12 protein-coding genes are annotated in these 13,641 nt (G+C 61.9%); 1 reads left to right on the top strand and 11 read right to left on the bottom strand.

The genetic code is table 11. From position 1 onward, the window contains the following. Nucleotides 1–57 precede the first annotated feature (57 nt). The 8 genes from Q1J79_RS18985 to Q1J79_RS18950 form a co-directional block, all read right to left on the bottom strand. Nucleotides 58–1,182 (bottom strand): TRAP transporter substrate-binding protein, encoded by a 1,125-nt coding sequence (locus Q1J79_RS18985; RefSeq protein ID WP_300303576.1) that lies wholly within the window; start codon nt 1,180–1,182, stop codon nt 58–60. A 200-nt stretch (nt 1,183–1,382) separates the two neighbouring features. Continuing rightward, nucleotides 1,383–2,510 (bottom strand): TRAP transporter substrate-binding protein, encoded by a 1,128-nt coding sequence (locus Q1J79_RS18980; RefSeq protein WP_300303575.1) that lies wholly within the window; start codon nt 2,508–2,510, stop codon nt 1,383–1,385. 137 nt (nt 2,511–2,647) lie between these two features. After that, nucleotides 2,648–3,433 carry an arginyltransferase gene (locus tag Q1J79_RS18975; protein WP_300303572.1) on the bottom strand — a complete coding sequence of 262 codons (786 nt, stop codon included), beginning with the start codon at nt 3,431–3,433 and terminating at the stop codon, nt 2,648–2,650. Nucleotides 3,434–3,494: 61 nt separating this feature from the next. Beyond that, entirely contained in the window at nt 3,495–3,902 is a 408-nt protein-coding gene (locus Q1J79_RS18970) for an RDD family protein (protein ID WP_300303569.1), read from the bottom strand. A gap of 99 nt (nt 3,903–4,001) precedes the next feature. Further along, the gene (locus tag Q1J79_RS18965; protein WP_300303566.1) at nt 4,002–5,162 is read right to left on the bottom strand and encodes a flagellar motor protein MotB; all 1,161 of its coding nucleotides are present in this window, start codon (nt 5,160–5,162) and stop codon (nt 4,002–4,004) included. Between the two features lie 20 nt (nt 5,163–5,182). Further along, the gene (gene motA, locus Q1J79_RS18960; protein ID WP_300303563.1) at nt 5,183–6,043 is read right to left on the bottom strand and encodes a flagellar motor stator protein MotA; all 861 of its coding nucleotides are present in this window, start codon (nt 6,041–6,043) and stop codon (nt 5,183–5,185) included. Between the two features lie 107 nt (nt 6,044–6,150). Beyond that, a complete protein-coding gene (locus Q1J79_RS18955; RefSeq protein ID WP_300303560.1) occupies nt 6,151–8,568 on the bottom strand; it encodes a penicillin acylase family protein in 2,418 nt (805 codons plus the stop codon). Nucleotides 8,569–8,652: 84 nt separating this feature from the next. Further along, entirely contained in the window at nt 8,653–9,240 is a 588-nt protein-coding gene (locus Q1J79_RS18950) for a hypothetical protein (protein WP_300303557.1), read from the bottom strand. A gap of 213 nt (nt 9,241–9,453) precedes the next feature. Between Q1J79_RS18950 and Q1J79_RS18945 the strand changes: the two genes are divergently transcribed. Beyond that, a complete protein-coding gene (locus tag Q1J79_RS18945) occupies nt 9,454–10,338 on the top strand; it encodes an NAD(P)-dependent oxidoreductase (protein ID WP_300303554.1) in 885 nt (294 codons plus the stop codon). Nucleotides 10,339–10,360: 22 nt separating this feature from the next. Here Q1J79_RS18945 and hemB read toward each other — a convergent pair whose 3' ends face one another. The 3 genes from hemB to Q1J79_RS18930 all read right to left on the bottom strand — a co-directional run. Then, nucleotides 10,361–11,380, bottom strand: a complete 1,020-nt coding sequence (hemB, locus tag Q1J79_RS18940) for a porphobilinogen synthase (RefSeq protein ID WP_300303551.1) — start codon at nt 11,378–11,380, stop codon at nt 10,361–10,363. Then, nucleotides 11,381–11,608: an addiction module antidote protein, HigA family gene (locus tag Q1J79_RS18935; RefSeq protein ID WP_300303548.1), complete on the bottom strand. Its 228-nt coding sequence runs from the start codon at nt 11,606–11,608 to the stop codon at nt 11,381–11,383. A gap of 50 nt (nt 11,609–11,658) precedes the next feature. Beyond that, nucleotides 11,659–13,641 (bottom strand): ATP-binding protein (locus Q1J79_RS18930; RefSeq protein ID WP_300303545.1); only part of this gene is annotated, 1,983 nt, incomplete at its 5' end.

The raw sequence follows: 13,641 nt of genomic DNA, 5'->3' as shown, positions 1-13,641 counted from the left end.
ATTTTTTTACGTCTGGATCAAAAGAAAGGCCCCTTGCGGGGCCTTTCCGATTGAGCCTTAGCCCTTCTTCGCGGGCGCCTTTTTCTTCTGCGACCCGGCGATCATGAAGTTGTCGAAGGTGTTTTCCGCAATCCGCCACCACAGAACCTGCTCGTCGCGGAACTTGACCCAACTGTCATAGACCTTCTTGAACTTGGCGTTCTTCGCGGCGGTTTCCGCGTAGAGCTCGTTCGCGGCGGCCAGGGCGGCTTCCATCACCGGGCGCGGGAAGGCGCGGAGCTGGGTGCCGCCGGAAAGCAGCTTGCGCAGGGCTGCCGGGTTCTGGGCGTCGTATTTGGCGACCATCCAGACATTGGCTTCGGCGCAGGCCGCTTCCAGCACATTCTGGTAAGCCTTCGGCAGCTTGTTCCATTGCTCGAGATTGACCATCACGGAGAGCTGCGGGCCACCTTCCCACCAGCCGGGATAGTAGTAGTACTTGGCGACCTTGTTGAAGCCGAGCTTCTCGTCGTCATAGGGGCCGACCCATTCGGCGGCGTCGATGGTGCCCTTTTCCAGCGCCGGATAGATGTCGCCGCCAGCGATCTGCTGCGGAACCAGGCCAAGGCGGGTGAGCACCTGGCCGGCGAAGCCGCCGATACGCATCTTCAGGCCATTGAGGTCCTGGACGGTCTTGATTTCCTTACGGAACCAGCCGCCCATCTGGGCGCCGGTGTTGCCGGCCGGGATGGCGTGGCAGTTATAGTCCTTGAAGAACTCGTTCATCAGCTGGCGACCGCCACCATGGTACATCCAGGCGTTCTGCTGGCGGCCATTCAGACCGAACGGCACCGCGGTGTCGAAGGCGAAGGTCGGGTCCTTGCCGATGTAGTAGTAGTTCGCGGTATGGCCGCATTCGACCGTGCCGGCCTGGACCGCATCCAGCACCTGCAGACCCGGGACGATCTCGCCGCCGGCGAAAACGCGGATCTGGAACTTGCCATCCGTAGCGGCCTCAACCCGTTTGGCCACCACTTCGCCGGCGCCAAAGATGGTGTCCAGGCTCTTGGGGAAGCTGGATGCCATACGCCATTTGATTTCCGGCATGCCCTGGGCAATGGCCGGGGCCGGGAAGCTGGCGGCAACACCGATGCTGCCGGCGCCCGCCAGGGCGGCGCCTTTAAGGAACTTACGTCGCTGCATATTTGTTATCTCCCTGTCTATGTTTTCGGCTGACGGGCCGGACTCTGCGGCCCGATGCCGAACGCTCTCGCAGACTCGTGCTGAGATGAACGTTGGCGGGAGATTACGGGATTGAGCCTGCCGGAACAACGCAGATAAAGAAAAGCCCCGCCTGAACGGGGCTTTTCAATACGCAGTACACGGATATTTGAAGGCGTGGATTAACCCTTCTTGGCGGGGGCCTTCTTCTTGCGCTGGCTGGCAGCCGCCATGAAGCTGTCGTAGGTGCCTTCGGCAACCCGCCACCACAGCAGCTGCTCGTCGCGGTATTTCACCCAGTTGTCGAACACCTTCTTGAACTTGGCATTCGAAGCCGCGGTCTCGGCGAAGAGCTCGTTGGCGGCATCGAAGCAGGCTTCCATCACCGGGCGCGGGAAGGGGCGTAGCTGGGTGCCACCGGCAACCAGCTTGCGCAGCGCAACGGTGTTCTGGGAGTCGTACTTGGCCATCATCCAGAGCGTGGAGTCGGCGCAGGCCGCTTCGATCGCCGCCTGATAAGCCTTCGGCAGGGCCTGCCACTGCTGCTGGTTGGTATAGAACGAGACCTGCGGGCCGCCTTCCCACCAGCCGGGATAGTAGTAGTACTTGGCGACCTTGTTGAAGCCGAGCTTCTCGTCGTCATAGGGGCCGACCCATTCGGCGGCGTCGATGGTGCCCTTTTCCAGCGCCGGATAGATGTCGCCGCCAGCGATCTGCTGCGGCACGGTGCCGAGCTTCTGCAGCACCTGGCCGGCGAAGCCGCCGATGCGGAACTTCAGGCCCTTCAGGTCCTCGACGGTCTTGATCTCCTTGCGGAACCAGCCGCCCATCTGGGTGCCGGTGTTGCCGGCCGGGAACTGGACAATGTTGTAGTCCTTGAAGAACTCACGCATCAGCTGCATGCCGCCGCCGAACTGCATCCAGGAATTCTGCTGGCGGGAGTTCAGGCCGAAGGGAATGGCCGCATCAAAGGCAAAGGTCGGATCCTTGCCGATGTAGTAGTAGCTGACGGTGTGCCCGGCCTCGACAGTACCATTCTGCACGGCATCGAGGACCTGCAGGCCCGGAACGATTTCGCCGCCGGCGAAAACGCGGATCTGGAACTTGTTGTCGGTAAGCTCGGCGACCCGCTTGGCGATCACCTCGGCGCCGCCATAGATGGTGTCCAGGCTTTTCGGGAAGCTGGAGGCAACGCGCCATTTGACTTCCGGCATGCTCTGGGCGATCGCCGGGGCCGGGAAGCTGGCCGCTGAGCCAATGGTGCCGGCGCCGGCAATGGCGGCGCCCTTCAGAAACTTACGTCGAAGCATATGTTTATGTCTCCCTAGAGTGCTTTGTGGCCGGCATCTGGGTGACCGGGCGCACTAAAGATGCATACGGAGAATCCGTATACGGTGCGGGAAAATACCCTCCGGCAATACCGGAGGCAAGAAATAGGGGCTTCGACTTAGGCCGGAATGACCGGGGTAGCGGGGATCGGCTGGGCCTGGAGCGGCGCCGAGGGGTCCAGGAGGCGCCAGCCTTCCGGGTTCAGGGCTTCGAGCGGCTGGAACTGGCTCTTGTAGGCCATTTTGCGGCTCTCGGCGATCCAGTAGCCCAGATAGACATAGGGCTGCCCCAAATCGAGGGCATTGCTGATATGCCAGAGAATGATGAAGCTGCCCGGGCTGCGCCGCTCAAATTCCGGATCGAAGAAGCTGTAGACCAGCGAGACGCCGTCACTCATCTCGTCGATCAGGCAGATGCCGAACAGGCGGCCGTCAGCACACCGGAATTCCGACAACCCGCTACGCACCGGGCTGTCTTCGACCATGGCGCGATAGTCGGCGAATTCCATATCCGCCATGCCACCGCCATCATGGCGCGCGGTCACGTAGCGGCGGAAGACGTGATAATGCTCCCTGGTGGCATAGGCCGGCAGGCGACGGGCAAGGATGCCCTGGTTCCGCCTGAGGATTTTTCGCTGTGTCGCAGATGGCACGAAATCGGCGACCGGGACGCGGACGGGAACGCAGGCATTGCAGTTCTCGCAGGCCGGTCGATAGGCCAGATCCTGGCTGCGACGGAAACCGGCCTGGCTGAGGGCATTATGCAGGCCATCGGGATCTTCACCGGCAAGCAGAGTCACCACCTTGCGCTCCAGCCGGCCCGGGAGATACGGGCAGGGGGTCGGTGGCGTGGCAAAAAAGTGCCTTAAGGGTATCTGCAAGCGATGTTTCACGTCGCAGTCCATAACTGATGCGGTGAAGTAAGCTTAGTATAAATAGCCGGCTTGGGGAGGGGAATTCTGCGTTTCACCCGCCCAAAGTCCTCCGGACCACCAATGTGCCGCAGAGGATGTCATGCAAGCAACGGCCCCGGTTGTTGAACAATGCCCATAGCAGGATCAGGCCGCCGGTGAAGCTCACCGTGACGTAAAAGGCCGCCGTGTGCAGCAGAGCCTGCAGGTATCCCGGTTTGCCGCCGTTCCAGACGCGGACCTGCAGCCCGAACACCCGCATGCCCCATGTGGCCGAAGCCGGACCGCCGATGGTGAGGGTGTGATACGCCACGGGAACCGCGGCACCGATCAGGACCAGCAGCGGGGTCAGCAATCCGAAGGTGAGGACCGACAGAAAGCCCAGCATGAGTTTGTAGAGGATGAGGATTCCGCCGAGAACGAAAAGATCGATGACATAGGCCAAAAGACGCCGGCCGGTCACCCCGGCAAACAGGGCTGGATCGTCATAAGGCAGGCCGGCAGGAATCAGGCCCGGGACAGGCGTCAGGTCTTGCGACGGGCGATCTTCTGACACGATGCCTCAGCGGCTTGGAAGGATGCGAATGGCGCCGTTGGCCGGACCGGGACCAGACAGCCCTGGCGGCGGCGGCGGCGGCGGCGGCGGCCGGCGCAGGGCGCCAGGGACCTGCGGTGTCGGCGTGCCGCGGGCCGCGCCATTGGCGGCAGGTTTCTGCGCATCGCTCAGCAGAAGAATGGCGATACGGCGATTGCGGGGATCAAGCGGGTTATCCTTGATCAGAGGATCCTGATCGGCATTACCGGTGACCTGGCGGATGCGTTCCGCCGGAACGCCGGCCTCGATCATGGCGCGCCGGGCCGCGTTGGCGCGATCTGCCGACAATTCCCAGTTCGAATAAGCGCCCTGCCCACGGAAGGGCTGTGCGTCGGTATTGCCGCTGATCGCCAGCTTGTTGGGCAATTTCGATACGGCCTGGGCCACCTGCTGCATCAGCCGCCGCGCCTTCTCATTCATGCCGGCGCTGCCTGAAGGGAACATGGAAGACTGTTCCTCGTCGACCAGCTGGATGCGGAAGCCTTCCGGCGTGTTGTCGAACACGATCTGCTTCGACAACTCGGAAAGCTGCGGGTTGGCCTGTATCGCCTGGCGAATCTGCTCCTCGACCTCGCGGAAGTTCTCCGCCTCAACCTGGGCGAGCCGTTCGCGCGCCGCCTCGGCGTCGATCTGCTGCAGGTCGGAGAATTGCTGCTGCTGGCCATCGCCAATCTGGGCCTGCTCACCAGTGCCGGTCTGCGACATCGAAGGGTCCTGGAAACGATCGCCGCGCGTGCCGGCCGCCGGCGGCGGCTGGCGGGCATCGGGATATTTCTGGTCGTATTGCGGTTGATCCTCCTGGTCGCTTTTCTCCGAGGAGGGACCAACGATCACGGTCGGCAGGCCGAAGCTGGAAATCTTGCCGCCATCCTCAAGGATCGTGCGGCCGCCCAGAACACCGCCGGCGCCAGAAAGGCTGCGGCTCACCGAGGCGGGCGAGAAATAATCGGCCACGCCTTTTTTCTGCTCGTCGGTGGTCACGTTCAGCAGCCACAGCAGCAGGAAGAAGGCCATCATCGCCGTCACGAAGTCAGCATAAGCCACCTTCCAGGCGCCGCCATGATGACCATGCGCCGCCTTCTTGATCTTCTTGACGATGATTGGGCGTTCGCCGTCGCTGGCTGCCATGGTTCAGCTATCCAACGTCATCAAACCGACTGCACTTTGCTGGTTGCTTCCTCGACCTCGTAGAAGGTCGGCCGCACATTTGACATCAGCGATTTGCGTGCAAACTCGACCGACACCGCCGGTGCATAGCCCTGCAGGTGAGCCAGCAATCCGGCCTTCATGCAGGCCATGTATTTCTGGTCATGCTCCTGGGTCGCCTTGCAGGCCGCCGCGATCGGCGACACGATGCCGTAGGACAGCAGAATGCCGAGGAAGGTTCCGACCAGAGCGCCGCCGATCAGCTTGCCCAGCACTTCCGGCGGTTCGCTGATCGAGCCCATGGTTTTGATAACGCCGAGCACGGCGGCCACGATGCCTAGCGCCGGAAAGCTTTCGCCGAATGCGGTGAGGGCGGCCTGGGCGAGATGATCTTCCTGGTGATGGACCTCAAGCTCCATGTCCATCAGCGATTCCATCTCATGCGGGTTTTCGCTGCCCAGCGTCATGAGGCGAAGATAGTCGCACAGAAAATCCATGGCATGGTGATCGGCCATGAATTTGGGGAACTGGGTGAAAAGTTTGCTTTCCTCGGGTTTCTCGATGTGCTGCTCAAGCGCCAGCATGCCCTTGCTCTTGGCCAGCTTGAACACGCTGTACATCATCGACAGAAGTTCGAGGTAGTCATCCTTTGTGTAACGGGGGCCCTTGAAGGCGAGCTTGAAGCCATTGAGACCGGATTTCAGGACTGGCTTGGGATTGCCGACCACGAAGGCGCCGACGCCCGCGCCACCGATGATGACCAGCTCGAACGGCTGCCACAGCACCCCGAGCTTGCCGCCCATCGCCATATAGCCGCCAAGCACGCAGCCCAGACCAATGATCGAGCCGATGATAATCAGCATCTCAACTCTCCATGCCCGTGTTCCGGCGATTCGGCCGGAAACACGTCAACCCGAGCCTTTTTTATCGTATGCGGCGGGTAAATAGAATATTGAAAAAACATAGATATTTATTCGTTGCGGAGCCGCAGCCGGCCCAGGGCGCCGGCCTCGATGTCAGCCTGCCGCAGAGACATCGGAATATACTGGATCGCCGCCCATGGCGCGGCAAAATCACGGTAATTCGGCGACAGCAGATGGCCGGACTGGCCGGTCGAATGCATGAACTGGGAACGATTGAGGTCCGCCAGATCGTATATTGCGCGCAAGGACGCGGCATGCCGATTGGCGAAGGGCTCCTTGTCGTCGCCCAGATCGTTGCGCCCGACATTAACCGTAAAAGTGTCGCCGGGACTGGGAATCGAAACCTCGAAGAACCGCCGTAGCAGAGGAATGTTGCTGAACGGGCGATGCGGGGCTCTGGTCTGATGGGCTTCGCCCCAGCGCCAGCGGCCGAGGTCTGCCCCATAGCGCCCCTTGAGGTCATCAAGGGCCAGGTCAAGGGCCTCGGCAACCAGAGCGGCGCATGGCGTGGCTGCGCCGGTTGCGACATTGGCGCACCATCTGGATTGGCCGGCCGTATCGCTGAGAATGTTTTTCATCAGGATCGGCCGATGCCGCCACAACGGCACAAAGCCCTCGCCGAGCTCATCGGCGAGCACCAATCGGGTCAATTCGCGATACCAGGCCTGAAAGACCAGCGGTTCGGCGCGGCTGATTGCCATCGTCCCATCCCAATTCATCAGCATGGCATGGGCGACTGAGAGTTCTGGGTTCCGCGGCTCAGCCTTTGGCGGCGCGGCAAGCAGCAAGGGCAGGATTTCCCCCGCCATCAAGGAGACGGCGTCGCCCTGAATCTGCTTGAAGCTTTCCACCGAGTGGATGGCGCGCTCTCTGATCAGGCTCTCGATGCGCCGTGCCCGATAGGGTTCCGCCCATTCCGAGGTGATGAAATGCGGATAGCTGTCAGGCACGATCTTGTGATTGGCCGTTACCAGCATGCCCTGTGGCGGATTGTAGCTTTGCGGCAGCTGTTCGAACGGGATGAAACCCGCCCAGTCATAGCGCGCATCCCAGCCCGGCGCGGGCGCCAGACCTTTCAGGTCGTTTTCACGCTTGCGTATCGGAACCAGGCCGGGAGCAAGGAACCCGATATTTCCTTCGCGATCGGCATAAACAATATTCTGCTGTGGCGTCACAAAACGCCGGTAGTTGTCGAGGAAACTTGGCCAGTCAGTAATTGTATCGACGCCGGTCAGCGCATCGGCCGTGGTGTCGTTGTCGCGTAGCGCGGTCCAGCAGAAAGCAAGCACATAACCCGGTTCGAGCAGGTTTTTGGAGCTTTCGTGTACGTCTGAGATGACCGGGCCATGGCGGGTTTCCCGCACGGACAGATTGATCGCTTCACCGCCCCGGATCCTGATGGTTTCTTCGTGCACAACGAAAGGTGCGCTGCCCTCGGGCGTGATGTAACGGGCGGGATCGGCCGGATCGATTTTCTCGATGTAGAGGTCCTGGGTATCGGGGCCAGTATTGGTAAAGCCCCAGGCGACACGGCCATTATGGCCGAGGATCACGCCGGGCACACCGGGAAGCGTTGCGCCGATCACCTCTCCGCTGGGTGATGCGAGATGAGCAAAATACCATATGGCCGGCGTGGTCAGGCCAAGATGGGGATCGTTGGCCAGCAGGGGCTGGCCAGTGACGGTGCGCTTGCCATTCACCACCCAGTTATTCGAGCCCAGCCCTTCGGGACGGGGCGGCGGCAGCATCTGCTGCAGCCGATCGACATCAATGGCAGAGGCAACCTGACGATACAGCGCCGTAAAGTCGGCCAGCGCCACCGGCCCGTCGCCGGGATAGGGCGGATAGAATTCTTCGATCTGCTGTTTGCTCAGGCGGCGCGTCAAACCCAGCCGGGCAAGTTCGCTGCCCCAGTTCCCGCCCAAATCCCAGGCCATCATTTTCAGCCAGCCCAGGGAATCCGCCGGGGTCCAGGGTTCCGGGCTGATTTCGAAAATCAGGAATTCCGGCGGCAGGGGGCCTGGTCGCGTTTCAAGGAATGCATTCACGCCATTGGCATAGGCCTGCAAATAGTCCTGTGTTTCTGGCAGCAGGGCGGCAAAAGCGGTGACGGCTTTGCGACGGATGCCCAGGGTACGAATGAATTTGTCGGTATTGAGGGCCTGGCGACCGAAAATCTCGGCCAGACGCCCGGCCGCAACGCGCCGCTGCACTTCCATCTGCCACAGACGATCCTGCGCATGGGCATAACCCAGGCCAAATGCGGCATCCATACGGCTGGCGCCGCGGATATGGGCAACGGCGTGGCGATCGCGCAGGATTTCAACCGGGCCCGCCAGGGGCTGCGCGACCTTGATAGTGCCATCGAGACCGGGCAGCGACAGGCGCGCGACGATATACAGGATCACGGCTGCAGCGCCTGCCAGCAAAAGCAGGCCCGCAAAAATACGGACAAACCAGCGCATCAATCCCCGCTCAGCATGAACACGCGAGGAGACTTAACAGATTCGCGGGGTATTTGCAGGAATGAAAAAAAACGGGCTGCCTGGTCAGGCGACCGCAAGCTGGCGACTGCCAGTCAGAGCATTCTGCACACTGCTGAATGCCGCGAGGGCCGCGCTGGGAGCCGTGCCGGAAGGCAGGCCGGGCACCGGAACAGCCTGGGCGGCTTCTGCAACTGGCAGTGCGTTCCCGGTGTTGATGGTCCCTGTGCCTTTGGGGGTGCCAAAAGTCACGACCTGCGGAGTCTGCGGCGCCTCAGCGCGATAATCGTCTTCTTCAGTCAGGGCCGCCAGCTCGGACGCGTCAATCTGGTTCTGCTGATACTCGCGAACCGCGCGCGGGCTGGGATATTGCTGCTGCACTTCGCCGGTGTCGCTGTTGCGAATCTCGACAATGGCCAGACGCGTCACTAGGTCCAGGCGAATGAAGGGGCTGAGATAGGCGGCCAGATTTGGGGACGGCGAGGGGATTGCGATGACGGAGTTCGCAGCGTCGTCGTCACGCGCCAGAAATGCCGAAAAACCAGAAAGGTCATCAGCAGAGGGCGAATATTTCGAATCTACTGTACGGGCACCGCGGGCTATCGCGCCGCTGCTGCCCGCCACGGCGTAACTGCCGATGGTTTCGAGCGGCATAATGGGCTTCTCCCACGCCAATTATGGATACTCCAGATTTTGTTTACCATAAAAGACCCGTATTCACAAGCCCTAATTGTTTGTGGGTCGGGAATAGTCTCGGGAGTAGTGTTAATCGAACGATTGCCCCAACGTCAGGGTTGGTGCAGACTGTAAAATACACCGGCTGTTAACCTTAACTGCTTCATTTATCTTGTTTTTTAGGGGGAGACGATGGCGAAGGTGGCTTTTATCGGTCTGGGCGTGATGGGCTATCCGATGGCGGGGCATCTGGTGAAAGCCGGCCATACGGTTACGGTCTGGAACCGGTCCACCGACAAGGCCGACCGCTGGGTCGCGCAGCATAAGGGCCAGAAAGCCGATACCCCCAAGGCCGCCGCTGCCGGCGCCGAATTCGTCATGGCCTGCGTCGGGAATGACGACGATCTGCGGTCCGTGGTTTACGGGGAAACCGGTGCCCTTGCCGGTATGGGCAAGGGAGCGATCTTTGTCGACCACACCACGGCCTCGGCCGATGTGGCGCGCGAGTTGTATGCCAAGGCGAAGGCGGCCGGGTTCGGATTTGTCGATGCCCCGGTTTCCGGTGGCCAGGCCGGCGCCGAAAACGGCCAGCTCACCATCATGTGCGGCGGTAATGCCGCTGACTATGACAAGGTGAAGCCGGTGATCCAGGCCTATGCCAAGATGCAGAACCTGCTGGGCGGTCCGGGCAGCGGCCAGCTGACCAAAATGATGAACCAGATCTGCATCGCCGGCGTCGTGCAGGGGCTTGCCGAGGCTCTGGCCTTCGGTCGCGCGGCGGGCCTGGACGTCATGAAAGCGGTCGAGGTGATTTCGAAGGGCGCGGCCCAATCCTGGCAGATGGACAACCGCCACAAGACCATGATCGAAGGCAAGTTCGATTACGGCTTCGCCGTCGACTGGATGCGCAAGGATCTGGGCATCTGCCTGGCCGAAGCACGTCGCAACGGCTCCAGCCTGCCGGTAACGGCGCTGGTGGATCAGTTCTATGCCGAAGTGCAGCAGATGGGCGGAAAGCGCTGGGATACGTCCAGCCTGATGGCCCGGCTGGAGGCGACCAAGACCAAGAAATACTAGCCGACGCGAAGCCGGCAGCCGCTCAAGGCTGCCGGCTCTCGGCCAGCATGCGTGCGATGTCGCGGGCGAAATAGGTCAGCACGCCGTCGCAGCCGGCCCGCTTGAAGGCCAGCAGGCTTTCATGGGCAACGCGGCTGCGATCGAGCCAGCCGCGCTCTGCCGCGCCGGCCAGCATCGCGTACTCCCCAGACACCTGGTAGGCATAGGTCGGCAGCCGGAAAGCCTGCTTCACGCGCCAGCAGATATCCAGATATGGCATGCCGGGCTTGACCATGACCATATCGGCACCCTCGGCGATATCCAGCGCCACTTCGCGCAGGGCCTCATCGCCGTTGGCGGGGTTCATCTGATAGGTGCGCTTGTCGCCCAGGCCCAGATTGACGGCGGAGCCGACGGCATCGCGGAACGGACCGTAGAAGGCAGAGGCATATTTGGCCGCATAGGCCATCAGCTGCACATGCTGCAGCTTTTCGCGCTCCAGCGCCTCGCGGATCGCGCCGATGCGGCCATCCATCATGTCGGACGGGGCAATGATGTCGCAGCCGGCGCGCACCTGCACCAGGGCCTGCTGCACCAGCGCGACGACGGTTTCATCGTTCAGAATCTGGCCGTCCTTCAGCAGGCCATCATGGCCATGCGAGGTGTAGGGGTCGAGCGCCACATCGCACAACACCCCCAGATTGGTGGTGGCGGCCTTGATGGCGCGGACCGTGCGGCAAACCACGTTATCCGGATTATGGGCCTCGCGCCCGTCCTCGGTTTTCAGCTTCGGATCGGTGGCCGGGAATAAGGCAATCGCCGGGATGCCCAACTGTTCAGCTTCCTTTGCGGCGGCTATGGCATTGTCGATACTGAGCCGCTCGACCCCCGGCATGGATGGGATGGCGATGTTCTTGTCGCCGTCATGGACAAAGACCGGCCAGATCAGATCGTCGACACTGAGCCTGTTCTCGGCAACGAGACGGCGGCTCCAGTCGGTGCGGCGCAGGCGACGGGGGCGTGAGGCGGGAAAGGGCGGCAGGGGGGCGATGCTCTCGGTCATTCAGAGAGCTTTATCAAACCGCTCCTGAAACGCAATCCAGACCCAGGGCGAAGTGCCGAAAATCCGACCCAGGCGGCGGGCAAGACCAAAAGAAATCGGCCGCCGGCCGCTGAGGACCAGATGCAGCAGTTTCCGCGGCATGCGCGCTTCACGGTAAAAATGCTCGGGGTCGGAACCGCGGGCCGAAATGGCCCGCTCAAGCAGAAGGCCGGGATGGATCGGCAGCATGACCAGACCTCGCAAGTCGCCCAAGACCTGGCGAGTATCGCACCGGCTGGTTAATGCCCGGTAACACCGTCGCCGCGCGGCGGCCGCCCGGCGAGCCTGTCAAACTGCTCCAGCAGATCGGCCACGCCCTGATCGAGTTTCCGCGGCTGGTTGCCGCCTGTGGCATCATTGGCCGGTGGTAATGCCGGCGCCGGCAGGACGGGTTGATCGCGGGCCGACAGCCTGGCGGCCAGTTCGATATCCTCGCGGCAGCGGATGGTGAACCAGAAGGTCGATCCGGCATTGAGCGCGCTGATCACGCCAATCTCGCCGCCCATCAGATGCACCAGATGGCGGCAGATGGTGAGACCGAGGCCGGTGCCGCCATAACGCCGGGTCATCGAGGCATCAGCCTGGGTGAAGGGCTCGAACAGCTTGTCCTGCTGGTCTGTGGCGATGCCGATGCCGGTATCTCGGATGGCGCAATGCATCATGAACTCGCCGTTCTGCAGGGCGGTGTCGGTGATCGTTACGGTAACGTCGCCATTTTCGGTGAACTTGATCGCATTGCCGATCAGGTTCGTCAGGATCTGACGCAGCCGCATCGGGTCGCCAATGATATGCTCCGGCACGGTTTGGGCAATATCGAGGTGAAGCCGGTTGCCGTTTTCCCGGGCGCGCGGCGTGAGCAGTGCGAGCACGTTCTCGATGGTCGGGCGCAAATCGAAGTCGATAGCCTCGATCTGCAGCTTGCCGGCTTCGAGCTTGGAAACATCGAGAATGTCGTCGATCAGCCCGAGCAGGTCCCGTGCCGACTGCTGCGCCACTTCGGCATAACGCTTCAGCCCCGGATCCTGCTCATCGCGCTGGATCAGGCTCAGCATGCCCAGAACACCATTCATGGGCGTGCGGATTTCGTGGCTCATCATGGCCAGAAAACTGGATTTGGCCCGATGCGAGGCCTCGGCGGCATCGCGTGCCAAGGTGAGGGCCTGGGCGGTTTCGGCCAGTTTGACGGATTGTTCCTCCAGCATCTGGCGCTGCCATTCCAGCTCGTTCATCTGGCGCCGAATCTGGTCGATGTCCTCAATGCTTCCGATCATCCGCAACGGCCGGCCGGCCGCATTGCGGGTTGCTTCGGCCCGCGCGAGCACCCAGATGTAATGGCCGTCATCGCGCCGAATGCGAAACTCGCATTCATATGGTTTGCCGCTGCGCAGGCTTTCATTGACCCGCCGGGCGACATGGGCGGCGTCATCCGGGTGGATCAGAGCATTGAACGCGGCGATCGTGCTCCGCGAGGTGAGGTGCGTGCTCTCTGAATTGCCCTGCAGGTAATTGGCAACGATGAGCAGGTCGCCGCTGGCCAGGTTCCAGTCCCAGATTCCGAGCTTGCTGCTGCGGGCGGCCGCTTCGAACAGGTCGTTGCTGGACTGTAGCGCGCTGCGGGCCGCGGCCATCGCCCGCTGCTGAATGATGATGCGGACAGCCAGCATGATCAGCCCCGCAATCATGTACGTTGCGACCAGGCAGGCAATCAGGGAAAGGGCCGGAACCAGCCGGTCCGAAGAGGAAGCAAGATTGGCCTGCCACAGCGTGAATGAGGCGAGGATGCCGCCGATCAGGACGAAACATTGGCCCAATAACAGGGCCGGCGGCGCGATATCTCGGGAAGGATAATAGGTTCTCGCCGCACAGGCGGCGCCAAGCAGGAACAGGACCGCGGCACCATCCGGCAGGGCCGCAGCATGCGCGGTCCAGACTGGTTCCTGCGGGAAAATGTCGAGCGCCGCCATGGCCAGCACCATGGCAATGGCCAACATGCTCATCGCCATCGTCCAGCCGAGCGGTACATTGCCGGCGGTAGCATTCCTGGTTGGCTTGACGCATAGCCGCAGCGCGGCGAGCAGGATGCCTGTCGCCACCACGGGCCCCATGTGACCAAGCCAGCGTTCGGACGGGGGCAGCGCATCGAATGTCATGGTCACGCGTTGCAGATCAGGAGATTGCAAAGCAATCAACAACGCGGCCAGACACAACGCGGCCAGCATTGT

Source organism: Ferrovibrio sp., assembly GCF_029255545.1.
GTDB lineage: Bacteria > Pseudomonadota > Alphaproteobacteria > Ferrovibrionales > Ferrovibrionaceae > Ferrovibrio.
The sequence above is the reverse complement of the archived record's forward strand: the minus strand, read 5'-3'. Positions and strand labels throughout refer to the sequence as shown.